Below are 23,240 nucleotides of genomic sequence, written 5' to 3'. Positions count from 1 at the left end.
GTCACACCGACGACGGTTCCCCGGGTGAGTCGCCCGGACGCGCGGGTGCGGCAGATGGGGGTGTGCCAGGTCGGAAGAGACCGGCGACGGCCGCGGCGAGGAGGGGCAACCCGGCCACCAACGCGGCGATCATGAGCCATGGCGTGTCGAAGCCCACCCGTGGCTCCGCCTCCCAGTCGGAGTCGCCCGTCATCGGCCACGCCAGGAGCAGGCCGATGACGCACCCGGCGGCGGCGCCCAGCACCGCGCCGAAGGCCGCGCCGAGCGCCGCGTGGCTCGCGATGAGCAGCCTCAGGGTCGTCCGGGAGCCGGCGCTGATGCGCAGCCGCACGCGTCTCGCCCGGGGGCCGGTGGCGGTCGTGGCGAGCGCGCCCCCGAGGGCGGCGAGGATCCCCGCCAAGGCGAAGACCCGCCAGGCGTTCGATGGCTGGAATCCCCGCTCGAGATGGGTGGGCTCGGCGCCGCTCAGCCGACGGTCGAGCCGCTCCTGTTCCACCGGCGAGACCCGGTGGTGTGTGGGGTCGATGATCAGTTCGTCCGGCTCCAGGTCATAGCCGAGGGCTCGAACGGCTTCCGCCGGCAGGAAGACGTTCTCCACCCGCGGGTCGGGGGCTCTGACGACGATCGCCGGAATGGTCATGTCCTTCGAGGTGTCGGTGCCGAAGGAGGTGAACCTGACCGACAGCCGGTCGACAGCCACCTCGTGCGCGGTGACGAGTACGGCCGAATTCGCGTCGTAGGGTGTCGAGGGGTCTCCCGTCAGATAGCGGAGCAGTGCCTGGTCACCGATGAGGGTGTCCAGGTCACCGATGAAGGTGTCGGGATGGCCGGTCCGGCCCTGCGCCACATCGACGATCGGCTCGACGGTGCCGCTGTCACCACGGAGGTCGCCGCGCTCCAGCGGGCGATCGACCTGCGTGATCGGCACTCCGGGCAACTCCTGCTGGACGGCCGTTCGCACGTTCGCCGGATCTTGGTCCGCGCGCAGCGGCACCAGGAGGGCGCCCGGCCGGCCACTCGGCTCGTACCACGCCCGGCCCTGGGCGTTCTCGGCGGCCGCGGCGATCATGAATGTAGTCGCGAAGGCCGTCGCGATGATGATCACGGCGACCGCCGGACCGGTTCTGGCGCGATGACCGGCCAGGTCGTGGGCCGCCGGCCGAATCGGCGCGGGCAGCCGCGCCGACCAGCGCCCGAGGATACCGAGCAGCCACGAGATGAACGGTCCCAGACCGAGGACGAACAATGCACCGCCCATGATGACCGCCGCGGCGAACATGGCCAACCCGAAGTCGTCATAGATCGTGTCCTCGTGCGTGGACCACGCCCCCAGGGCCATCACCGTGCCACCGGCCGCCGACAGGGCCGCTCCCCAGAGCAGGTAGCTCCGGTCTACGCGGGTGTGCCGGCCGGGTGGAGCCGACTGCGCCGCGAGCACGATGGAGCCGCAGGCGAGCGCCGTTGGAATGCCCAGAAGCAGCAGGAGCCCAAGGATCACGAAAAAATCATAGATAGTTGGCTCTTGCCCCGTCCTGAGTAATGGTGCGGTGTTTCACGCCTTCGCGGCGTCTTTGGCGAGCTCTCCGGACGGCCGCCTTCCCTAGGAGCGGCCGCGTGCGGCGCGGCCGGGCGGTCAAAAGTCGCAGGGCAGGTGCTTGACGCCGTTGATGAAGCTGGAGAACAGCCGCTGCGGCCGGCCCGCCTCGATGCGCGGCACGCGGTGGAGCAGCTCGCGGAACATCAGAGTGATCTCGCGGCGGGCCAGGTGGGCGCCCAGGCAGAAGTGCGGGCCGGGGCCGCCGAAGCCGACGTGCGGGTTCGGGTCGCGGGTGATGTCGAACCGGTAGGGGTCGGCGAACACGGCGGCGTCCCGGTTGGCCGACCAGTAGTACAGCACCGTCTTCTCGCCCTTGTGGTAAGTCGTGCCGTTCAGCTCGATGTCACGGGTCACCTTGCGCCGCATGTAGTTCACCGGCGAGGCCAGCCGGACGATCTCCTCCACCGCCTTGGGCGCGTGGCCCTCGATATCGGTCAGCCAGCGCGCCTTCTCGGCGGGGTTGCGGGTGAGCAGCAGCAGGCCCTGCGAGATGGCGTTCCTGGTGGTCTCGTTGCCGGCCACGACGAGCAGGATGAAGAACGACCCGAGCTCCTGCATGGTGAGCCGCTCGCCGTCGACGTTGGCGTTGACCAGCGAGGAGGTGAGATCGCCCGTGGGGTTCTCGGCGCGGAAGGCGGCGAGGTCCTGCACGAGCTGCTGGAGCTCCATCCCCGCGGTGAGCAGGGCGCTGACGATCTCGTCCTGGTCGCCGGAGGGCACGTACTCGGGGTCGGAGGCGCCGAGGATGACGTTCGACCGGTCGAAGACGTACCCGTAGTCCTTCTCGGGGATGCCCATCATGTCGCAGATGATCTTCAGGGGCAGGCGGGCGGCCACCTCGGTGACGAAGTCGCAGCCGGGCCCCTTCTCCAGCAGCTCGTCCACGATGCGGGCGGCCGCGGTCCGCACGTCCTCCTCGAACTTCTGGATCATCTTCGGCGTGAAGGCCCGCGAGACGATGCGCCGCAGCCGGGCGTGCCGCGGGTCGTCCATGTTGATCATCGAGCCGAAGTACTCGGCGAACTCGGCGGGCATGTCGGCGATGTTGGTGGCGCCGCCCTCGCCCGAGCTGAACACCTCCGGGTTGCGGCTGATCGCCAGGACGTCAGCGTGCCGGACGATCGCGTGGTACCCCTCGCCCCGGGGCGCGAACGACAGCTCCGGCTCGGCGAAGAAGACCGGGGTCTCACGGCCGCGCAGCAGCTCGAAGGCCTGCTCGCGCTCGGCCATCGGCCGTGCCCAGAAGTCCCAGTCGGACAGGTCGATCTGGTCGTAGGAGGTGATCGGTCGGCGGCCGGGGGGTGTTTCCACGCTCATGCTTCCATGATTGAGAGAAGTGCTCACTTACGTCAAACCGCGCGATCTCCCCGGCGGCCGCGGACGGCTCAGCGGGTCCGGTAGGACATGTGCTTGATGCCGTTGATGAAGTTGGACAGCAGGTAGTCCGGCTCGCCGGTGGCCCGGATGCCGGGCAGGCGGGTGAACAGCTCGCGGAACATCACCGTGATCTCCCGCCGGGCCAAGTGGGCGCCCAGGCAGTAGTGCGGGCCCGGGCCGCCGAAGCCGAGGTGGGGGTTGGGGTCGCGGGTGATGTCGAAGACGTCGGGGTCGTCGAACACCGCCTCGTCCCGGTTGGCCGAGTTGTAGAACAGCAGCACCTTGTCGCCCTTGGTGTAGTGCTGCCCGTTCATCTCGTGGTCGCGGGTCAGCGTGCGGCGGAACTGGATCACCGGGGTGGCGTGCCGCACGACCTCCTCGACCGCGCCCGCGACGCGGGCGTCGAAGTCGCCCAGCAGCAGCTCGCGCTGGCCGGGATTGTCGGTGAACAGCTTCAGGCCGTGGGAGATGGCGTTGCGCGTGGTCTCGCTGCCGGCCACGACCAGCAGGATGAAGAACGACCCGAGCTCCTGGGAGGTCAGGTGCTCCTCGCCGTTGACCAGCATGCCGGTGAGGTCCTCGACGGGCACGCCCCGGCGCTCGCGTCCGAGCCGGCGGGCCAGCGCGCTGAGCTCGTGCCCGGCGCGCAGCAGCTTGGCCAGGCCCCGGGCGACGTTCCACCGGTTGATGTCGGGACGGATGCCGCTGTACTCGGCGTCGGCGTTGCCCAGGATGATGTTCGTGTTCCGGAACACCATTTCGTGATATTTCGCGGGAATGCCCATCATGTCGCAGATCACCTGCACGGGCAGGCGCGCGGCGATCTGCAGCACGAAGTCGCCCGGCCCCTCGGCGACGGCCCGGTCGACGATCTCGCGGGCCGCCCGGGCGAGGTCCACCTCCATCTTCCGCAGGATCTTCGGAGTGAAGGCCCGGGAGACGATGCGCCGCAGCCGCGCGTGCGCCGGATCGTCCATATTGATCATCGAGCCGAAGTAGACGGCCAGCCACCTCGGCATGTCCGGGATGCTGTTGGCCGTCGGCTCGCTGCTGAACACCCCCGCCGCACGGCTGGCCTCGGTGACGTCCGCGTGCCGCACCAGCGCGTAGTAGCCGGGCCCGTGCCCGATGAACGGGATCTTGTTCTCCCGGACGAACACCGGCCGCTCCAGCTCCCGCAGCCGCCGGAACGCCTCCTGCCGACGGCGCGGCGGCAACCCCCAGAACGGGATCTCCGACAGGTCGACGCCGGTCAGGTCCGCGGTCATCTCACGCCCCGCGGATCAGGTCGGCCGCCCGCTCGGCGATCATGATGGTCGGGGCGTGGGTGTGGCCGCGGTTCAGCATCGGCATGACCGAGGCGTCCACCACGCGCAGTCCCGGCACGCCGATGACGCGCAGCGAGGGGTCCACCACCGCGTCGTCCTCGATGCCCATCTTGCAGGTGCCCGCCGGGTGGTACAGCGTCTCGGAGCGCTCGCGGACGTACCGGGCGAGCTCCTCGTCGGTCCGCGCGCCCTCGTAGGGCTTCATCGGCGCGCCCGCGTACGGCGCGAGCGCCGTCGTGGCGAACGCCTCCTGCGCCCTTCTCAGCCCGGCCACCATCCGGCGCACGTCGGCCTGCGCGGTCAGGTAGCGCGGGTCGATCACCACGTCCCGGCCGTCCAGGGTGATCCGCCCGCGGCTCTCGGGCTGGAGCAGGATGACGCCGATGGTGATCCCGTGCCCGGGCGGCGGGGTGAGCCCGTGGTCGACGAACGGCGCCGGGGCGAACAGCAGCTCGATGTCCGGGGCGGGCTCCTCGGGGGAGGTCCGGACGAAGGCCACCGCCTCTCCGACGTTGGAGGTCAGCAGGCCGTCGCGGCGCAGCAGGTAGCGGGCGAGGTTGCCGAGCGACTGGGCGCCGGCCAGGGTGACCGGCCGGGGGCACTCCAGCATGACCGCCGAGGCGAGGTGGTCCATCAGGTTGCGGCCGACTCCGGGCAGCTCGTGCCGCGGCTCGACCCCGGCGGCCCGCAGCGCGTCGGGGTCGCCGATGCCCGAGAGCATGAGCAGGTGCGGCGAGCCGATCGCCCCGGCCGACACGATCACCTCCTTGCCCGCGCTCACCCGGCGGCCCCCGCCGTACTCCACGCCCGTCGCCCGGCCGTCCTCGTCCAGCAGGAGGCGCTCGGCCTGCGCGGCGGTGAGCACGGTCAGGTTCGGGCGGCCCATCGCGGGCCGCAGGTAGGCGTCGGCGGCGCTCCAGCGGCGCCCCCGGTCCTGGGTGACCGGCGTCGGGGAGAAGCCCTCGTTGGAGGGACCGTTGAGCTCCTCCAGGCGGGTGAGCCCCATCTCCTCGCAGGCGCGCAGGAACGCCTGGGTGGTCACGTTGGGGGCGCGCAGCTCGGAGATGTAGGTCGGGCCGTCGGTCCCGTACACCGCGCCGTGATTGGAGCCGACCCGCCGCTCCGAGCGCCGGAAGTACGGCAGGACCTCCTCGTAGGACCAGCCGGGCAGGTTCCAGCCGTCGTAGTCGGCCCGGTGACCGCGCACCCACATCTGGGCGTTCATCGACGAGGAGCCGCCCAAGGTCCTGCCGCGGGGCCAGTACAGCCTGCGCCCGCCCATCTCCTTCTGCTCGGCGGTGGTGAAGTCCCAGTCGTAGGGGGTCTTGAACAGCTTGGAGAAGGCGGCGGGCACGCGGATCTCGAACTTGCGGTCGGCCCCGCCGGCCTCCAGCAGCGCCACCCGCACCGAGGGGTCCGCCGAGAGCCGGTTGGCCAGGACGCAGCCGGCCGAGCCCGCTCCGACGATGACGTAGTCGTACTGCATGGGGGCCTCCGGGGGGACGTGATCGGCTCCCACCGTACTTACGCCCGCGCGCCGCCCCGCGTCCACGCTCGTTACCGGATAGTAGCTATCGGCTGGCAAGATGACGCCGACCCCCTGCGAGCGCCACCGCGCCGTTCGCGCCGGGGCGCCGGCAGCACGAGGAGATCGCCATGCTCAACCTTTCCGTCGTCCTGGAGGACAGCGCACGGGAGCGTCCCGACCGCACGGCCGTGGTGTTCGGAGACCTGCGCATGTCCTATGCCCTGGTGAACTCCCTGGCAGACCAGGTGGCGGGCCTGCTCGCCTCGCGGGGCATCGGCAGGGGCGACAAGGTCGCGCTCGCCTGCCCGAACCTGCCCTACTTCCCGATCGTCTACTTCGGCATCCTCAAGGCCGGCGCGACCGTCGTCCCGCTCAACGTGCTGCTCCAGGCCCGCGAGATCGCCTACCACCTGCGCGACTCGCGGGCCAAGGCGCTGTTCTGCTTCGAGGGCACCCCCGAGCTGCCGCTCGGCCGGCGCGGCCACGAGGGGTTCCGCGAGGCGGTCGCCGAGGGCGGGCCCGACCCGGACGGGTTCTTCATCCTGCCCGCCACCCCACTCGGCACCGAATCGGGCATCGAGGGCGTCCCGACCCTCTGGACGGCGCTGAGCGGGCTCCCCGACCGGTTCGAGACCGTGGCCACCGCTCCGGAGGACACCGCCGTGATCCTCTACACCAGCGGCACCACAGGGCAGCCCAAGGGCGCCGAGCTCAGCCACCAGAACATGCTGCTGAACGCCGTGATCTCCGACGAGATGTTCGAGCTGACCGGCGACGACGTCTTCCTGGCCGCCCTGCCGCTGTTCCACTCCTTCGGCCAGACCGTCATCATGAACGCCGGCTTCCGCCGCCGGGCCGCCCTGGTGATGGTGCCGCGCTTCGAGCCGGCCGCGGCGCTGGCGCTGATGCGCGAGGAGCGCGTGACCATGTTCGCGGGCGTGCCTACCATGTACTGGGCGATGCTCACCTCGGTGCACGCGGACGGCGCCGAAGTGCCCTCCACCCTGCGTACGGCGGCCTCGGGCGGCGCGTCGCTCCCCGTGGAGGTGCTCAAGGACTTCGAGAAGACCTTCGGCCTGCCGGTGATGGAAGGCTACGGGCTGTCGGAGACCTCTCCGGTGGCGAGCTTCAACCAGCGCGGCCGGCCCGCCAAGCCCGGGTCGATCGGCACCCCGGTCTGGGGTGTGGAGATGAAGCTGATCGACCCGACGTGGAACACCGTCGAAGGCGAGGGGCCGGGCGAGATCGCGATCCGCGGGCACAACGTCATGAAGGGCTATCTCGGCCGGCCGGAGGCCACCGCCGAGGTGACGAAGGACGGCTGGTTCCGCACCGGGGACATCGCCACCCGCGACGCCGACGGCTACTACTTCATCATCGACCGCGTCAAGGACATGATCATCCGCGGCGGGTTCAACGTCTATCCGCGCGAGCTGGAAGAGGTGCTGATGACCCACGAGGCGGTCTCCCTGGCCGCCGTCGTCGGCGTCCCGCACGGCTCCCACGGCGAGGAGATCAAGGCTTACGTGATCCGCAGACCGGGGGCGACCGTCACCGAGGACGAACTGCTCGCCTGGTGCAAGGAGAACATGGCGGCCTACAAGTACCCGCGGCTGGTGGAGTTCCGCGATTCGTTCCCGATGACGGCCAGCGGCAAGATCCTCAAGCGCGAGCTGCGCTGACGGCCCCCGGCCGCCGGCGTCACGGGCATCGGCGGCACGGATTCCGGCTGCCGCAGAGCAGGGACTCCAGGCACGCGACCTCCCCAAATTCGGGCAAAACAACAAGGAGGCGGGTCGAAGGATCTCCCCTGAACTGGAGGCGATGCCATGGACGTCCGCGATCACATGCGGCGGGTCCCCGAACTGGACAGGTTTCCCAGCGTGGACGAGATGGGCGCCGAGCTGGACGAACTGGCCGCCCGCTACCCAGGCCTGGTACAGGTGCGCCGCATCGGCGCCTCACGCCTGGGCGAGCCGCTGCGGGCGCTCACCGTCGGCGACGGGGACCGCGACGCGCTCATCATCGGCGGCCCGCACCCCAACGAGCCGATCGGCTCGCTCACCGTCAGCCACCTGACCCGTCTGCTCTGCCAGGACGCCGCACTGCGCGAGGGGCTCGGCTACCGCTGGCACCTGATCCCGTGCGTCGACCCCGACGGCGCCCGCCTCAACGAGGGCTGGTACGCCCGCCCCGGCGACCGGCGCCACTACGCCCGGCACTTCTACCGGCCCGCCTGGCGCGACCAGGTGGAGTGGACCTTCCCGATCTCCGGCGAGGGCTACGCGTTCGACCGCGCCCTCCCCGAGACCGAGTCGCTGATGCGGCTCATGGACCAGGTGCGGCCGGCCTTCGTCTACTCCCTGCACAACGGCGAGTACAGCGGCGCCTTCTTCTACCTCAACCACCACGACCCGGCCCTCGCCGCCCGGCTCACCGAACTGCCCGCCCTGGAGGGCATCCCGCTGCACCACGGCCAGCCCGAGCTGCCCGGCTCGGTCGCCATCGCCCCGGCCGTCTACCCCACCCCCGGCGGGCCGGGCCAGGCCAGGATCTTCGGCTCCGGCGGCGGCAGCGCCGACTACGCCGCGAGGTTCGGCGCGCTGCACCTGATCACCGAGTTGCCGTACTGGGCCGACGAGCGCGTCTGCGACCCCAGCCCCACGGCCACCTCCTACGGCGAGGTCATCAAGGCCGGGCTCGCCGCGCAACGCGAGGCCATCGACGTCCTCAGCGCGATCATGGCGGCGGTGCGGGCCGACCTCACCGTCCACTCGCCCTTCCGCCGCTCCGTCGAGGACATGCTCGACACCTACCGCAGGTTCGCCGACGTGTGGGAGGGCCTGCCAGGCGTCGAGCGCCCGGCGACCGTCGCCGAGCAGTTCGGCAACCGGCAGACCCTGCACATGCGCCGATTACGCTCCTGCGGGACCTTCCGCCGCATGCTGCACGCCGAGGCCGCCGCTGGCAACCTCACCCCCGCCATCCGGGCGCAGCGGGAGCGGCTGGGCGAGCTGTTCGACGCCTGGTACGCCGAGGCCGACGCCGAATCGGGCGGACGGCCGATCGCCATCCGCAAGCTGGTCGCGGTCCAGCTCGCCGCCGGCCTGGTCGCCGCCGAACACCACGCCCGGCGCTGAGCGGCCGCGCATCCCTCTGAACCGTCCGGCCACGTGCGGAACCGTGGCACGTACGGCGCCGTGGCACACGGGGCCGTGGCACGTACGGCGCCGTGGCACACGAGGCCGTGGCACGTACGCGGCCGGGCACGTGCCGGGAGAAGGCGGCGGCCCGCCCGGGCTCCTCAGGGGAGGCCGGACGGGCCGTCGTCACGTGATCGCGCCGGGCGCCGATCAGGGCCAGTCGAGCGCGGGCCGCAGCGGGACGCCCGACTCGCCCCGGTCGCCGAGCTTCACGCCGAGCACCTGGTGGAGCTGCACCTTGTTGCGCTCGAAGCCGACGATGCAGCCGGCCATGTAGAGCCGCCACACCCGCGCCGTGCCGGAGCCGACCTCCTCGACCGCCTCGTCCCAGTGGGCGTCGAGGTTGGCGCACCACTTCTCGAGGGTCTTGGCGTAGTGCTCGCGGAGGTTCTCCTCGTGCCGGATCTCGAAGCCGGTGTCCTCCATCTCGCGGACGAGATGACCCACCGACTCGAGCTCCCCGTCGGGGAAGACGTAGCGGTTGATGAAACCGCCCTTGTTGATCGTCCTCTCCTTGCCGGTCGGCCGGGTGATGCAGTGGTTGAGCAGCCGGCCGCCGGGCTTGAGCTTGCCGTACAGGAAGCCGAAGTAGCCGGGAAGCTGGTCCTTGCCGATGTGCTCGGTGAGGCCGATGGAGCTGACCGCGTCGAAGCCGGTCTCGGCGACGTCGCGGTAGTCCAGGTGGCGCACCTCGGCCAGCTCCGACAACCCCGCCTCGGCGATGGCCTTCTGCGCCCACTCGGCCTGCTGGCGCGACAGCGTGACCCCGAGGCCCTTGACCCCGTAGTGCTTGGCCGCGTGCATCACCATGCCGCCCCAGCCGCAGCCGACGTCCAGCAGACGCATGCCCGGCTTGAGGGCGAGCTTCTTGGCGACCAGGTCGAACTTGGCGAACTGCGCCTCCTCCAGCGAGGAGCCCTCCTCGGGGAAGGTCGCGCAGGTGTAGGCCATGGAGGGGCCGAGCACCCACTCGTAGAACCGGTTGGAGACGTCGTAGTGGTGGTGGATCGCCTCGGCGTCCCGCTGCTTGGCGTGGCGGCTGCCGAGCCTCGCCATGGCGCTGCGGCGGACCTCCTGCGGGGGCGGCGGCACCCGCATGAGCAGCGGCTTGACGCCCAGCGACCGCGCGACGGAGATCTTCTCCTTCACCGGCATGTCGTTGAGCGTGATCTGCGCCATCTCCGACAGCAGGGTGTACATGTCGCCGTGCACGTCGATGTGACCGGCGATGTAGGCCCTGGCGAGCCCCATCTCCCCTGGCGACTGCGCCAGGTAGGCCACCGCTATGGGCGACTTGACCTCGATGCGGACGGAAGCGCCCGACGGCCCGGCCTTGCTGCCGTCGTACGCCGCGAACTCGATGTTCGCGTCTGGCCCGACGATCTTCTCGAAGATCTGGGCGAGTGTCATGCGACCAACCTCCTCAACGCCCCCGTACGCATTTCTCATAGAGGTCGAGCAGCCGGGCGCCCGGGTCGTAGGCACGTTTGACCGGCCAGTAGGCGTCGCCGTTGTAGAGACGCCAGAACTCCTCACGGGGGTAGAACGATGTCGAGTACAGGGACTTGTGGCCGCCCAGGTCGTGCACGGAGTTCTCGATCAGCCGGTTGTGGTAACCGTCGGCCTGTCCGCGCGGGAGGGCGACCATGCCCCAGAACCCGAAGTTCACATAGAGCTTTCCCGGCTCCAGCGGGTACAGCGGCCACTCGCCGGTGGCCTTCAGCGGGCACATCCACACGGGCGTCATGCCCACCTTGCCGTGGAAGAACTCCAGGAAATCGGCGCCTCGCTCGACCGGGACCTCCACGTCCTGGATGACCGACTCCTGTACCGGGTTGCCGCGCCACCGGTCCACGCGGGCCGTCACGCCGTACCTCTGGTCGAGCCCGACCAGCTTGCGGTAGACGTCCGAGCGCAGGTAGCGCCGCGGCATCAGCGAGCGCACCAGCGGCTGCTGCACGCCGAAGGCCCGCGAGCACCAGAACCAGTCGGTGTCCCAGCGCCACAGGTAGTCGCGGACGGTCAGCCAGTCGCGGGTGCGGGTGCGGATCGACTGGTAGTAGATGCGCATGCCGGTGTAGTCCGAGGCGTACGGCGCGCGGTCGGCGAACTGGCCGACGGTGATGTACATCTCGCCCGGCTCGAAGAACGTGCCGTCGACGAAGTCGACCTTCTCCCCCTCGTAGTGGCCGCTGTCGCAGATCTCCTGCATGGCCAGCATGCACTTGGCGGCGTCGGAGAAGGGGATGTGCGTGAGCCGCACGTACGGCTTGACCGGGAGCAGCTTGATGCGCAGCCTCAGCGCGTAGCCCAGGGTGCCGTAGGAGTTGGGGAAGGCGTGGAACAGATCGCTGTGCTCGTTGTCGTCCCTCGCCACCACGACGCGGCCGTCACCGGTGAGGATCTCCATCTCCTCGACCGACTCGTGCGGCAGCCCGTGGCGGAAGCTGGAGGACTCGATGCCGAGCCCGGTGACCGCGCCGCCCAGGGTGATCGTCTTGAGCTGCGGGACGACGTACGGCATGAGGCCGGCCGGGAGCGTGGCGTCCACCAGGCGCTCGTAGGTCGTCATGCCCTGGACCTCGGCGGTCCTGCTCTCCGGGTCCACCTGGATCACCTTGTCCAGGTCGCGCGCGGTGAGCTTGGCCGTCTTGCCCGGCTCACGGAACCGGAACAGGTTCGTGGTCGGCTTCGCCAGCCTCGGAGAGGCTCCGTCCGGGAGGGCGGTGTAGGACTCCCTGATCTGCTCCACAGCCGCTCGATGGGCTGTCATCTGGGCGGTCGTCCTCACCGTGCGATCTGGCATGCCACCACCCCCTATAACTAAGTGCGTGGAGATCGACGCTACGACGCTATCTCCTGTCTTGACCATCGACCAGAGTAGACACGTTAAACCCGCGCAAACTCCCGACCCCCCTTCAAAGCGTTGTGGCACAAGGGTTAGCGTCATGTTCGCAGGTGAGGGGCGGGGCGGTGGGAACCGTTTTCACCAAGCGTTTGCTTGCTACCGCGATGGGGACTATCGTCGGCATCGCACCCGAGGAGAACAGCGATGAGCACGAACGGCGCCCCGGACCCCCATAACGCCCCGGCACCGCACAACTCCCCCAAAACGCCCCCTCTTCCTGCCTCCACCACCTCGGCCGGAGCCGCCGACGACTCCCCTCCTCCTGCTGCCGGCAGCCCCCAAGCCGCTACTCCCGAAGGATCCCCGGCCGCCCCGGAAAACGGCCTCACTCCTGCCCCCGCCTCCGCCTCCGCGTCCGGCCCCGGCCCTACCTCCGCCTCCGCTTCTGGCCCTGCCTCCGCCTCCGCGCCCGGCCCGGCCGCCGGCGCCGGGAGCCGCTCTCAGGGCGGACCGCTCGCCGGGGTGCGCGTGCTGGAGCTCGCAGGGCTCGCGCCCGGGCCCTTCGCGGGCATGATGCTGGCCGACCACGGCGCCGAGGTACTCAGGGTCGACCGCGTCTCCACCGTCGCCAGGAGCGGCGACCGCCCCCGCCCCGACGTCATGGACCGCGGCAAGCGCACCATCGGCCTGGACCTGAAGTCCCCCGACGGCGTCGCCGCGTTCAAGCGGATGGCCGCGACCGCCGACGTCGTCATCGACGTCTTCCGCCCCGGCGTGGCCGAGCGCCTCGGCATCGGCCCCGCCGACCTGCACGCCGTCAACGAGCGGCTCGTGTACGGCCGCATGACCGGCTGGGGCCAGGACGGCCCGCTCGCGCCGACCGCCGGGCACGACATCGGCTACATCGCCATCGCCGGCGCCCTGTCGATGCTCGGCCGCGAGGGCGACAAGCCCACTCCCCCGATCAACATCCTCGGCGACTTCGCCGGCGGAGGCCTCATGCTCGCCTACGGGGTGGTGCTCGCCCTGTTCGAGCGCGAGCGCACCGGCCGCGGCAAGGTCATCGACGCCGCGATGGTCGACGGGGCCGCCTCCCTGTTCGCGATGTTCTACCACACCGCCCAGAGCGGCCTGTGGGGCCCGCGCGGCACCAACCTGCTCGACACCGGCGCCCCGATGTACGACACCTACGAGACCGCCGACGGCCGGTACCTCGCGGTCGGCGCGCTGGAGCCCGCCTTCTGGAACGAGATGGTCACCCGCATGGGCCTGACCGACCTGCCCGACCGGGACGACCGCGCCAACTGGCCGCGGATCCGCGAACGGCTCGCCACCGCCTTCAGGTCAAGGACACGCGCCGAGTGGGAGGCCGTCTTCGAGGGCTCGGACGCGTGCGTCACGCCCGTCCTGGACATGGGCGAGGCGGCCCGGCACCCGCACAACCTCGCCCGCGGCTCGTTCGTCGAGGTCGGCGGCGTCACCCAGCCGGCGCCCGCGCCCCGCCTGCTCGGCAGCGGCCGCGGCGACCTGGCGCAGGCCACCCGGCTGCACGACCTCACCTCCTGGGGCCTGTCCGACGAGCACGCCAAAGCCCTCCGCGCAGCCGGCGTCCTCGCCTGACCCCGAACCGGCAGCGTCCCCGCCTGAACCCGAACCGGTAGCGTCCCCGCCTGAACCCGAACCGGCAACGTCCCCGCCTGAACCCGAACCGGCAACGTCATCGCCGACACCTCGCCCCGGCGTCCTGACTGAACCGTTCCGCCTGCGTCCTCGCCGAACCGCTATCGCCCGCGTCCTGGTTGAACCGCTACCGCCGGGTCCTCGCCGAACCGCTACCGCCCGCGTTCCGGTTGAACCGTTATTGCCGGGCCCTCGCCGAACCGCTACCGCCCGCGTTCCGGTTGAACCGTTATTGCCGGGCCCTCGCCGAACCGCTACCGCCGGGGTCCTCGCCTGTACCCTCGCCGGCGGTGTCCTCGCCCGCTTCGGTGACCACCGGCCCCTGCGCGGGCTCGGCTCACGCCTGGGCGCGGGCCTGGTCCATGCCGGCGGGGACGGGAGTGTGGCCTGGCAGAACCGCCAGATACAGATCGACCCCGGCCCGGTGGTGGACCTCCAGGTCGGTGGTGAAGGCCCGCGCCGGCACCCCGCCCGACTCGGTGTGCCGCCACACCTGCTGCCACGCCTCGATGAGCGACTGCGGCATCGGGCCGTGCGCCTCGACCTTGAGCGCCTGGACGCCGGGCACACGCACGGCCACCATGCCCTCGGGCAACCCGGCCGCCGTGCGCACCGCCACCCCGACGACCTGGGTGTAGGCGCCCTGATGATCGCTCTCGTAGTCGATCATCACCGCGTAGAGATTCTCGTCGATGCGCCCCGGAACGTGGGCGAACGCGCCCGGAGCACCGGCCCGTCCCCACAGGACCGGCAACTGCGCCCGCGACGGATCGGCCTCCGCCGCGTTGCTGGTGCGCACGGCGTACCCGACGACGAGCACCTCCGGTCTGTCAACGATGATCATAACGCCTCCCCACTCGAGGGCCCCCCGCCTGCCCATCGCATCGCGCGGTCAATGCGGCCGGACCGGCCGTCAGCCGACACGATCATCGCGCACAGAGGAGTCGGCAGGGGTGCCCGGTCAGATCATGTCGCACGGAGCACCCAGCTGACCTGGGAAGTCCCATTGTTTACCATGAATCGCCTAGGCTGGACCAACGTGCGATTCCTCAACGATCAGGCGCCGATCTACGACCTGACCTACAGCGACGTCTTCATGGTCCCGTCACGCTCGGCCGTCGGCTCGCGCCTCGCCGTGGACCTCTCGACCCACGACGGCACGGGCACCACGATCCCCATCGTGGTGGCGAACATGACAGCGGTGGCCGGCCGGCGCATGGCCGAGACCATCGCCCGGCGCGGGGGCATCACCGTCATCCCGCAGGACATCCCCATCGACGTCGTCGCCGACGTGATCGACTTCGTGAAGAAGCGCGACCTGGTGCACGACACCCCCATCACCCTCACCGCGCACGAAACCGTCGGCGAAGCCCTCAACCTGCTGCCCAAGCGGGCGCACGGCGCGGTCGTCGTCGTCGACTGGGACAACCGGCCGATCGGCGTCGTCACCGAGGCCGACTGCCACGGTGTGGACATGTTCACCCAGCTCTCCCAGGTGATGTCGGGCTCACCGCTCACCATCCCGGCCGGCACCGACCCGCGGGCGGCGTTCGAACTGCTGCACAACGGACGCCACCGCCTCGCCCCCGTCGTCGACGGAGAGGGCCGGCTGGTCGGCGTCCTCACCCGCACCGGCGCGCTGCGCGCCACGCTGTACGAGCCCGCGGTGGACTCCCAGGGCCGCCTGCGCGTCGCCGCCGCCGTCGGCATCAACGGCGACGTCGCCGCCAAGGCCAAGGAACTGGTGGACGCGGGCGTCGACTGCCTGGTCGTCGACACCGCCCACGGCCACCAGGAGAAGATGCTCTCGGCCCTGGCCGCGGTGCGCGCCCTCGACCCCGGCGTCCCCCTCGCCGCCGGCAACGTCGTCACCGCGGCGGGCGTGCGCGACCTGGTCCAGGCCGGCGCCGACATCGTCAAGGTGGGCGTCGGGCCGGGCGCCATGTGCACCACCCGCATGATGACCGGTGTGGGACGGCCGCAGTTCTCCGCCGTCCTCGAATGCGCGGCCGAGGCCCGCGGGCTCGGCAGGCACGTATGGGCGGACGGCGGCGTGCGCCACCCGCGCGACGTGGCCCTCGCCCTGGCGGCCGGCGCGTCCAACGTCATGATCGGGTCGTGGTTCGCGGGCACGTACGAGTCGCCGGGCGACGCGCGCACCGACGCCGACGGGCGGCGGTACAAGGAGAACTTCGGCATGGCCTCGGCCCGGGCCGTACGGCTGCGCACCGCCGAGGACACCCCCTTCGACCGCGCCCGCAAAGCCGTCTTCGAGGAGGGCATCTCCACCTCCCGGATGTACCTGGACCCGGTGCGGCCGAGCGTCGAGGACCAGATCGACGCCATCGTCGCCGGTCTGCGCTCGTCGCTCACCTACGCCGGCGCCACCTCCCTGGAGGAGTTCCACGACCGCGCCGTCATCGGCATCCAGAGCTCCTCCGGCTACTCCGAAGGCATGCCCCTCCACCAAAGCTGGTAGCCCCACCCCAGCTCGCGCCCACGCCCTCGCACACCCGCACAGTGCCACGGCCACGGCCACGGCCACAAGGACGCACAAGGACACGGCCACGCGCACGGGGACAAGGAAGCCCAGAACCCAGCGAGAGGCCCACCGGCCTCTCGCCCTCCCCGGACCTCCAAACCGTCCACCGTCCACCGGGCACCGGGCACCGTCCGCCGGGCTCGGTCGGTGATCGGTGGACGGCGCGTGATGCCGCGGGAGGAGTCGTCATTGTCGGTGGTGACGGCAGAGTGATAAGTCGCCTTCGCCGGGTAGTCCGGGTCGGCAGGTACCCCCTAGCCGCGGAGGCGAGATCTCATGATCGGTTCGTCACCCGAGCTGGCCGCGCCGTCCGCCATCGACCGGCGACTCCTGGTCAGCTACGACAACTATCCCGCCGCGCAGCGCGCGGTGGACACCCTTTCCGACGCCGGATACCCCGTGCAGAACGTGGCCATCGTCGGCAACGACCTACGACTGGAAGAGCTGGTCACGGGACGGCTCACCAATCCCCGCGCGGCCCTCTCCGGAGCCATCAGCGGAGCCGTCTTCGGGCTCGTCGTGGGCCTGTTCCTCGGGCTGTTCACCACGACGACCGCCTCGTTCTTCGCCCTTGTGGTGTGGGCGATCCTGTGGGGCGCCGTGATGGGCGCCGCCTTCGGGTTCGCCGGCCACGCGTTCAAGGGCGGCACCCGCGACTTCACCTCGCGCAGCGCCATCGTGGCCGGCAGGTACGACGTCCTGGTGCCCGCCGCCGCGATGGAGGAGGCCCTGGCAGTGCTGGAGGGCGGGAACAAGCCCGCGGACACCGTGGTCGTCGCCCGGCCTCCGTCCAGCGGCCCTCTGCGCACCCCCGGCGCCTCCGGACCTGAGACCACCACCTCACGCCCCGAGACCGCCGGCACCTCACGCCCCGAGAGGACCGGCGCCTCCAGCCCCGAGACGACGCCTGGGGCCACCGGCACGGCCCCTCCCACCTCCGACCCCTTCATCCCGACCACCGGGACGATCCTTCCCATCCCCGAGACGGTCTCGCCGGCCTCACCGACGGCTCCCCCGGCTTCCGAGGTGGCCCCTTCGGCCTCCGAGACCTCCATTCCGAGCACCGGGACGATCCTTCCCACCTCCGAGACGGTCCCTCCGGCGTCATCGGACATGAGCGTCCCCGCCGCCCATGCCCCCGGGACCGGCGAGCCCGCCGTCGAGTTCCCCGCCCAGCGTCCGGCGCCGGCCCCTGAGCCCGTTCTCCAGGTTGAGGACGAGGCCGGCCACGCCGGGTCCCCCGACCCCGCGCACGCCGACCCCTCCCAGGCGGACCCGACTTCCACAGACGTCATCTCGTCGGACACCACCTCTTCCGGGACGGCGGAGTCGGCCATCGTGCCGCCCGCCACCAGCCGCGCGGAGGCGATGGAGGAGGCCACCATCGCCATCCCGCTCTCCGCCGTGCCGCGCACGTCCACCTCCGGACCTTCCACACCGGCCTCCGAGCCGTCCTCGCCCAAGGAGACCGACACGACGCCCACGGCCTCGGAGAACGCCGGCCTCGATGCCGAACCGGCCGACCAGGCCCCCGCGAGGAAGGCCGAGGAGAAGCCGAGCGACGTCCGCGCCCGGTAGCCCTCTCTCCGGCGAACCCACCAACAGCCCACGGGCACGACCTCACCAACCGGCCAGATGAGTCAGTTCACGGGCACGGCGTCCACGGACAGCCAACACACGCGGCGCCCCGCCCGCCAAGCGACGGCCCACGGACACCACGTCCTCGGACGGCGCACAGGAGACGGCCCACGGGCCCCTGGACGGCCAGTTTGACGGGACATCCTTGTACGGCCCCGTCAGGGGACGTCCTACGGGCGTGGTGACTCGGGAGGTCCCCCACGAGGGGAGAGACGGCCTCCCCTGGCCGCCGGCCCCCCGGACCGCCTGTGGTCGGCCGGCCGCGGACCCTTGGCCGAGGGTCCGCGGCCGGTCGGCCATGGGCGGGTTCCGTACGGAAGCCCCCAAGGGGATACGCCCTCGCCGTTCGCCGGCTCCCGGAACCCCGTAGAGTCGTGCGGTCGGCCCCGACAAGGGTCGGCGATCGGTCCAGGCGCCCGTTCGGACAGGCGGGGCGCAACCTAACCAAGGAGAACACGTGGCACTCGAGAAGCCCGAGATCGACTTTCCGGAGGGCGACGCGCCGGCGGATCTCGAGATCATAGACATCACCGTGGGCGACGGTGAGGAGGCCAAGCCGGGCCACATGGTGACGGTTCACTATGTCGGCGTGGCGTTCTCCACCGGCGAGGAGTTCGACGCGTCATGGAACCGCGGCGACTCCTTCAACTTCCCGCTCGGCGCCGGCCGCGTCATCGCCGGATGGGACCAGGGTGTCGCCGGCATGCGCGTCGGCGGCCGTCGCAAGCTGGTCATCCCGCCGCACCTGGGCTACGGCAACCGCGGCGCGGGCAACGCCATCAAGCCGGGCGAGACGCTGATCTTCGTCGTCGACCTGCTCGGCGTCAGCTGACCCGACCCTCACGCCCGATGCCGATCGCCCCGAGTCGCGCCCGGCATCTTCACGCGGTGTCCACGAACATTCACCACGCCGCCCGCCATACGGCACCCGCACCGCCGTGCCTTCCTACCGCCGCGGCGCCATCGGCGCACGTGTCCGGATGGGTGAAATGGCGGTGCTCCGCCGTGTGCGCGGGCGGGGCGGATGTGGCCATGAGCCACCACCGATGACTTACCGTATACACGGGTGCCCGCACCGCCACCCCTACCCATCGGCGCACACGTCTCGGATGTGAAGGCGGGTGGTCGCCGCGCTAACTGCTCGGCCAGGGTGCCGGCACCTCGCGGCGTGGCAGGCGATACGTAGTCGTTTATCGGGACATTGAGCGTTTTGTCGGCCATGGGGGACGGCTGCCACCTGGGCGCGCGGGGGGCGGCGTGAACTGGCACGATGAGACGTGTGTTGCTCATCGACCTCGCGCGCACTTCTGCCTCCGTAGCAGCGGACTCGGCCCGCCTCGCCAAGATCGGACATATCGCCGAACTATTGAGCAGAGTGCGGCCGGAAGAGGCCGAGATCGCCATCGCCTATCTGTCCGGTGAGCTACCTCAGCGGCAGATCGGCGTGGGATGGCGCACCCTCCAGGACCTGCCCGAACCACGCCAGATCGCCAGCGCGAGCCTGACCCGCATCGACGACCTGCTCAGCCGCATCAAGGCGCAGAGCGGCCCGGGATCCCAGGCCGCGCGCAAGGAGCTGGTCGGGGAGCTGTTCCGTTCGGTGACCCGCCAGGAGCAGTCGTTCCTGCTGCGCCTGCTGGCGGGCGAGCTGCGTCAGGGAGCCTTGAACGGGGTGATGGTCGAGGCGGTCGCCAAGGCGTCGGGCACGCCCGCGGCGGAGGTCCGGCGCGCCCTCACGCTGCGAGGATGGCTGCCCGCCGTGGGCGCCGCCGCGCTCACCGGCGGCGTGGAGGCGCTGCGCGCGTTCCACCTCGAGGTGGGCCGTCCCGTGTCGCCGATGCTGGCGCAGAGCGCTCCGAACATCCCCGCCGCCCTGGAGAAGCTCGGCGGGCTCGCGGCACTCGAGTGGAAGCTCGACGGGATACGGGTGCAGGCCCACCGCTCCGGCTCGGACGTCAAGGTGTTCACCCGCACCCTGGACGAGATCACCGCGCAGGTCCCCGAGCTGATGGAGGCCGTGCTCGCGCTGCCCGTCGACGACATCGTGCTGGACGGCGAGGTCATCGCGCTGCGACCCGACGGCCGGCCCGAGCCGTTCCAGGTGACCGCCTCCCGGGTCACCAGCAAGATCGACACCGCCCGCCTGCGCGAGACCACGCCGCTGAGCGTGTTCTTCTTCGACGCACTCCGCGTGGGCGGCGTCGACCTGCTCGACCTGCCCGACAGCGAGCGGCACGCGGCGCTCGCGCGGTCGGTGCCTGCCGAACTGATCACTCCGCGCCTGGTCACATCCGATCCCGACGAGGGCATGGCCTTCTTCGCGGAGGTGGTCCGACGGGGACATGAGGGCGTCGTGGCCAAGTCCCCGAACACGCCGTACGCCGCCGGGCGACGCGGGGCCGGCTGGGTGAAGGTCAAGCCCCGCCACACCCTCGACCTGGTCGTGCTGGCCGCCGAATGGGGCCACGGCCGGCGCCAGGGCAAGCTCTCCAACCTCCATCTCGGCGCCAGGGACCCTCAGTCGGGCGACTTCGTGATGCTCGGCAAGACCTTCAAGGGCCTGACCGACGAGTTGCTCGCATGGCAGACCGAGCGCTTCCTGGCTCTGGCTGACGGACCGAGCGACGAGTGGGTGGTCAGAGTGCGTCCCGAGATGGTGGTCGAAGTCGCCTTCGACGGCGTGCAGCGGTCGCCGAGGTATCCCGGCGGCATGGCGCTGCGCTTCGCCCGCGTGCTCCGCTACCGCCCGGACAAGCGCCCCGAAGACGCCGACACAGTGGACTCGGTCCGCGAACTCCTGTTCTGACCCCCACATCCTCACACCCTGTTCTAACCCCCGCACCTCCGCCTTGTTCTGACCTCCCGAATCCCCGCATCCTGGTCTGAACCACCACGCCGCCCGCTCATCACGCCGGCGCTCATCACGCTGGCGAGCACGCGTCCGCAGCCACTTTGATCACCACCCTGCTGCCGCCGGCCACCAGCCCCCTCATGGCTTCCGAACCGGCCAGGTGTATGGGTGGCATGAGTTGGCCGGCCTTGAGCTGTTCCGCTCACGTATGGGATTCGGGCAGGTCGGCCGTGATCACGCTATGAGCATGGATGATCACTCTCCGAGTGACTTGCGTCACTTTGCCCGTGCTTTATCTCCCTTTACTCCCCGTTTGTCCCATATGGTGCTGCGAATTACGTAGTGGGCGGATCCCGCTCGCCGCGTACCGGGACGACGGCATGTCTCCCCATGCCGCGTGCGCTCCCCCGCGCCGTGTCCCGTGTCCTGTCCCCTATCTAGGACCGTGGTTCCCCTTGGGCATGCACGCCTCCCCCTCCCGCTGGTACGAGAAGAGCCTCTCCCGGTCACGCAAGGGCGCCGAGCGGCGCCGGACCTCGCTGGCCGTCCCCCTCACCACCACCATCGCCGTGACCGTCGTGATGACCGCCGCCCTGGTGAGCGGCTGGGTCTGGTTGAACGGCGCCGACCCCACGTCCACGACCATGAGCGCAGGCCTGCGTCCGGCAGCACCGGCCACCACCGCCGTGCCCACCACGGGTGCACCGGACAGCTCGGCCTCCCCATCCAGCTTCTCAGCATCACCGGACCCCTTCAGCGAGCTCACCTCGGCGGGCTCCGCACCGAACCCGCTCGCCCCTCCGGCGTCCGACGCCGGATCGCCGTCCCGGTCGGCCGAGGCCGAGAGCTCGGACGGCGCCGCCCCCACCAGCGCGGAGGGGGATGAGCACCCCGCCGGATCCGACACCACGACCAAGGCGGCGGCGACGGCCGATGACACCGCGAACACCCCGAAGAAGCCCGCCGCGCCTGCCGAACCCGCCAAGAAGCGGACCGCCGCGAAGAAGCCCAAGGTGATCGCGTCGGGTCGGTGCGGGGCCTCGTACTACGACGAGGGACAGATGACGGCCAGCGGCGAGCGGTTCAACCCCAACGCGATGACGGCGGCCCACAAGACCCTCCCCATGGGCAGCCGCGTGCGCGTCACCAATCCGAACAACGGCAAGACCGTGACGGTGCGCATCAACGACCGCGGGCCGTATGTCGGCGGCCGTTGCCTGGATCTCTCGCGCGCGGCGTTCGACGCCATCGGCAACCTCGACACCGGCGCCATGAGCGTCGAATACGCCGTCCTGGCCCGCTGACCACCCGGTCGCCACCTTCCCCCCTCCCAGTCAGCCGATGGCGGGAAGGTGGGGACCGTGAAGGTGGGCTACTTGATGAGGCGAAGGGTCAGCGGGTAGCGGAACCGGTTGTCGTTGAGGGCCGCTGCCGCGCCCACGATGCCCAAGACGAAGGCCGCGATCCAGATGATCGGGACCAGGACGATCCCGATGATGGTGAACGGCAGCAGGATGGTGGCGCCGAGCACGGTGAGGTGGAAGTTAAGCGACTCGACCGCGTGCTGCCGGATGTAGGGCGAGTGGCGCCCACCGGTCAGCATCATGATCAGCGGGCCGATCACCGTCAGCCCGGCGAGCGGGAGCAGATGCCCGGCCGCGGCCCCCAGACGGTCGCTCCCCGTCAGCGGCATCGGATGGTGTGCCGGTGCGTGCGACCGTGGTTGCGGGATGCGGGGCATGGTCCACGAGGGATACAGGTCGCGCATGATCGGAGCGAGGTCGGCATGGGTGCGCGCCGTCATCGCCCGGTGCAGCCTGTCGTCGAACTCCTCCTTGTCGAGCCTGCCCTCCGCGTAGGCGGCGGTGACGTGCTCGACCACCTGATCTCGATCGTCGTTGGTGACCCGGAGCTGAGGGTGAGGAGGCGCCCCCCACCCTCCGGTGGACGGTGTCGCCGAAGGTCTCACTACCCCTGCCATTAGTGGCCGTGCCTTTCCCGTAGAACGCGTCGTCTTTCCCATTCTTCGTCGCCGGCCGAAGCCGGTCTATCCGGAACAACCCCGACGCGACCCCGATGTGGCCCGGAGGCACCCATTTGTGACCCGGGCCAGGTATACAAGGGATATGGGATGGCGAGATCGCTATGGGATTCGTCGGCTGCGCGGCACGAGGATCGCCAAGTTCGACCGCGAGGCCAATGACGGCGACATCGAGACGCTGATCGCCTTCGCGAAGTCCCGCCGGGGCGTGGAGTTCTACGTCGAGCCCGAGACCTTCGCCACCGACACCACAGCCGTCGCCGTCGCCCATGACGGCGAGTGGACGCGCCGCAGGGTCGGTTCTCCCGCGGTCATCATCAAGGTGGCCAGAAACCTCGCGCTTCCTGTGTACGACGTCCAGCTGACCGGATACCCGAACCGGATGCGGGCCTACAACGAGCGCCGCCGGACCGACCCCGTGCAGGACTGACAGCGAGCCCACGGGCTTCCCCCTCAGGCACCGCCTCAAGCACCGCCCGATACCCACCCGCCACCGTCGGACATCCGCCACCTTGCTCAAGGTTCCGCGTAGACGGCCGAGCCGAGGCCGGCGGTGGATGAGCCCGCCCGGCATGCAAGTGAGCGGTCCAGATGTGGCCGCCCACCC

Annotated in this window: 17 protein-coding genes; 9 read left to right on the top strand and 8 right to left on the bottom strand. The window is 70.7% G+C overall.

Going from position 1 to position 23,240, the window contains the following annotated elements; all coding sequences use genetic code 11:
- Position 1: 1 nt before the first annotated feature.
- The 4 genes from ABZU32_RS05470 to ABZU32_RS05455 form a co-directional block, all read right to left on the bottom strand.
- On the bottom strand, positions 2 to 1,498 hold the full coding sequence (locus ABZU32_RS05470) for a hypothetical protein (RefSeq protein WP_354917500.1): 1,497 nt from the start codon (positions 1,496 to 1,498) through the stop codon (positions 2 to 4).
- 135 nt (positions 1,499 to 1,633) lie between these two features.
- A complete protein-coding gene (locus ABZU32_RS05465) occupies positions 1,634 to 2,914 on the bottom strand; it encodes a cytochrome P450 (RefSeq protein ID WP_354917497.1) in 1,281 nt (426 codons plus the stop codon).
- Between the two features lie 68 nt (positions 2,915 to 2,982).
- The gene (locus tag ABZU32_RS05460; RefSeq protein ID WP_354917494.1) at positions 2,983 to 4,242 is read right to left on the bottom strand and encodes a cytochrome P450; all 1,260 of its coding nucleotides are present in this window, start codon (positions 4,240 to 4,242) and stop codon (positions 2,983 to 2,985) included.
- A 1-nt stretch (position 4,243) separates the two neighbouring features.
- A complete protein-coding gene (locus ABZU32_RS05455; protein WP_354917491.1) occupies positions 4,244 to 5,788 on the bottom strand; it encodes a GMC family oxidoreductase N-terminal domain-containing protein in 1,545 nt (514 codons plus the stop codon).
- A gap of 170 nt (positions 5,789 to 5,958) precedes the next feature.
- On the opposite strand from ABZU32_RS05455, the gene ABZU32_RS05450 reads away from it, so the two are divergent.
- Both ABZU32_RS05450 and ABZU32_RS05445 read left to right on the top strand, forming a co-directional pair.
- Positions 5,959 to 7,512: a long-chain fatty acid--CoA ligase gene (locus tag ABZU32_RS05450; protein ID WP_354917488.1), complete on the top strand. Its 1,554-nt coding sequence runs from the start codon at positions 5,959 to 5,961 to the stop codon at positions 7,510 to 7,512.
- 147 nt (positions 7,513 to 7,659) lie between these two features.
- The gene (locus ABZU32_RS05445; RefSeq protein ID WP_354917485.1) at positions 7,660 to 8,970 is read left to right on the top strand and encodes a M14 family zinc carboxypeptidase; all 1,311 of its coding nucleotides are present in this window, start codon (positions 7,660 to 7,662) and stop codon (positions 8,968 to 8,970) included.
- Positions 8,971 to 9,183: 213 nt separating this feature from the next.
- Here the strand turns inward: ABZU32_RS05445 and ABZU32_RS05440 are convergent, their stop codons facing one another.
- Both ABZU32_RS05440 and ABZU32_RS05435 read right to left on the bottom strand, forming a co-directional pair.
- Positions 9,184 to 10,443 (bottom strand): cyclopropane-fatty-acyl-phospholipid synthase family protein, encoded by a 1,260-nt coding sequence (locus ABZU32_RS05440; RefSeq protein WP_354849798.1) that lies wholly within the window; start codon positions 10,441 to 10,443, stop codon positions 9,184 to 9,186.
- 13 nt (positions 10,444 to 10,456) lie between these two features.
- The gene (locus ABZU32_RS05435; RefSeq protein WP_354849795.1) at positions 10,457 to 11,806 is read right to left on the bottom strand and encodes an FAD-binding oxidoreductase; all 1,350 of its coding nucleotides are present in this window, start codon (positions 11,804 to 11,806) and stop codon (positions 10,457 to 10,459) included.
- Between the two features lie 597 nt (positions 11,807 to 12,403).
- Here ABZU32_RS05435 and ABZU32_RS05430 point away from each other — a divergent pair.
- Complete coding sequence (locus tag ABZU32_RS05430; protein ID WP_354917481.1) at positions 12,404 to 13,501, top strand: CaiB/BaiF CoA-transferase family protein; 1,098 nt, start codon at positions 12,404 to 12,406, stop codon at positions 13,499 to 13,501.
- Between the two features lie 397 nt (positions 13,502 to 13,898).
- On the opposite strand, the gene ABZU32_RS05425 is transcribed toward ABZU32_RS05430, so the two are convergent.
- Positions 13,899 to 14,405, bottom strand: coding sequence for an effector binding domain-containing protein (locus ABZU32_RS05425; RefSeq protein ID WP_354849790.1), 507 nt, complete (start codon positions 14,403 to 14,405; stop codon positions 13,899 to 13,901).
- Positions 14,406 to 14,600: 195 nt separating this feature from the next.
- Here ABZU32_RS05425 and ABZU32_RS05420 point away from each other — a divergent pair, with 195 nt between their 5' ends.
- From ABZU32_RS05420 to ABZU32_RS05400, 5 genes are all read left to right on the top strand, one after another.
- Positions 14,601 to 16,040 carry a GuaB1 family IMP dehydrogenase-related protein gene (locus tag ABZU32_RS05420; protein ID WP_354917477.1) on the top strand — a complete coding sequence of 480 codons (1,440 nt, stop codon included), beginning with the start codon at positions 14,601 to 14,603 and terminating at the stop codon, positions 16,038 to 16,040.
- Positions 16,041 to 16,379: 339 nt separating this feature from the next.
- Positions 16,380 to 17,681 (top strand): general stress protein, encoded by a 1,302-nt coding sequence (locus tag ABZU32_RS05415; protein WP_354917474.1) that lies wholly within the window; start codon positions 16,380 to 16,382, stop codon positions 17,679 to 17,681.
- 517 nt (positions 17,682 to 18,198) lie between these two features.
- Entirely contained in the window at positions 18,199 to 18,573 is a 375-nt protein-coding gene (locus tag ABZU32_RS05410; RefSeq protein ID WP_354917471.1) for an FKBP-type peptidyl-prolyl cis-trans isomerase, read from the top strand.
- Between the two features lie 438 nt (positions 18,574 to 19,011).
- Complete coding sequence (locus ABZU32_RS05405) at positions 19,012 to 20,547, top strand: ATP-dependent DNA ligase (RefSeq protein WP_354917468.1); 1,536 nt, start codon at positions 19,012 to 19,014, stop codon at positions 20,545 to 20,547.
- Between the two features lie 506 nt (positions 20,548 to 21,053).
- Entirely contained in the window at positions 21,054 to 21,896 is an 843-nt protein-coding gene (locus tag ABZU32_RS05400) for a septal ring lytic transglycosylase RlpA family protein (protein WP_354917465.1), read from the top strand.
- Positions 21,897 to 21,964: 68 nt separating this feature from the next.
- On the opposite strand, the gene ABZU32_RS05395 is transcribed toward ABZU32_RS05400, so the two are convergent.
- On the bottom strand, positions 21,965 to 22,573 hold the full coding sequence (locus ABZU32_RS05395; protein WP_354917462.1) for a DUF1707 and DUF4870 domain-containing protein: 609 nt from the start codon (positions 22,571 to 22,573) through the stop codon (positions 21,965 to 21,967).
- A 145-nt stretch (positions 22,574 to 22,718) separates the two neighbouring features.
- Between ABZU32_RS05395 and ABZU32_RS05390 the strand changes: the two genes are divergently transcribed.
- Positions 22,719 to 23,063, top strand: coding sequence for a hypothetical protein (locus ABZU32_RS05390; RefSeq protein WP_354917459.1), 345 nt, complete (start codon positions 22,719 to 22,721; stop codon positions 23,061 to 23,063).
- The last annotated feature ends 177 nt before the right edge of the window (positions 23,064 to 23,240 follow it).

Origin of the sequence: Sphaerisporangium sp. NPDC005288 (genome assembly GCF_040607475.1) — a bacterium.
GTDB classification, from domain to species: domain Bacteria; phylum Actinomycetota; class Actinomycetes; order Streptosporangiales; family Streptosporangiaceae; genus Sphaerisporangium; species Sphaerisporangium rhizosphaerae.
The sequence above is the reverse complement of the archived record's forward strand: the minus strand, read 5'-3'. Positions and strand labels throughout refer to the sequence as shown.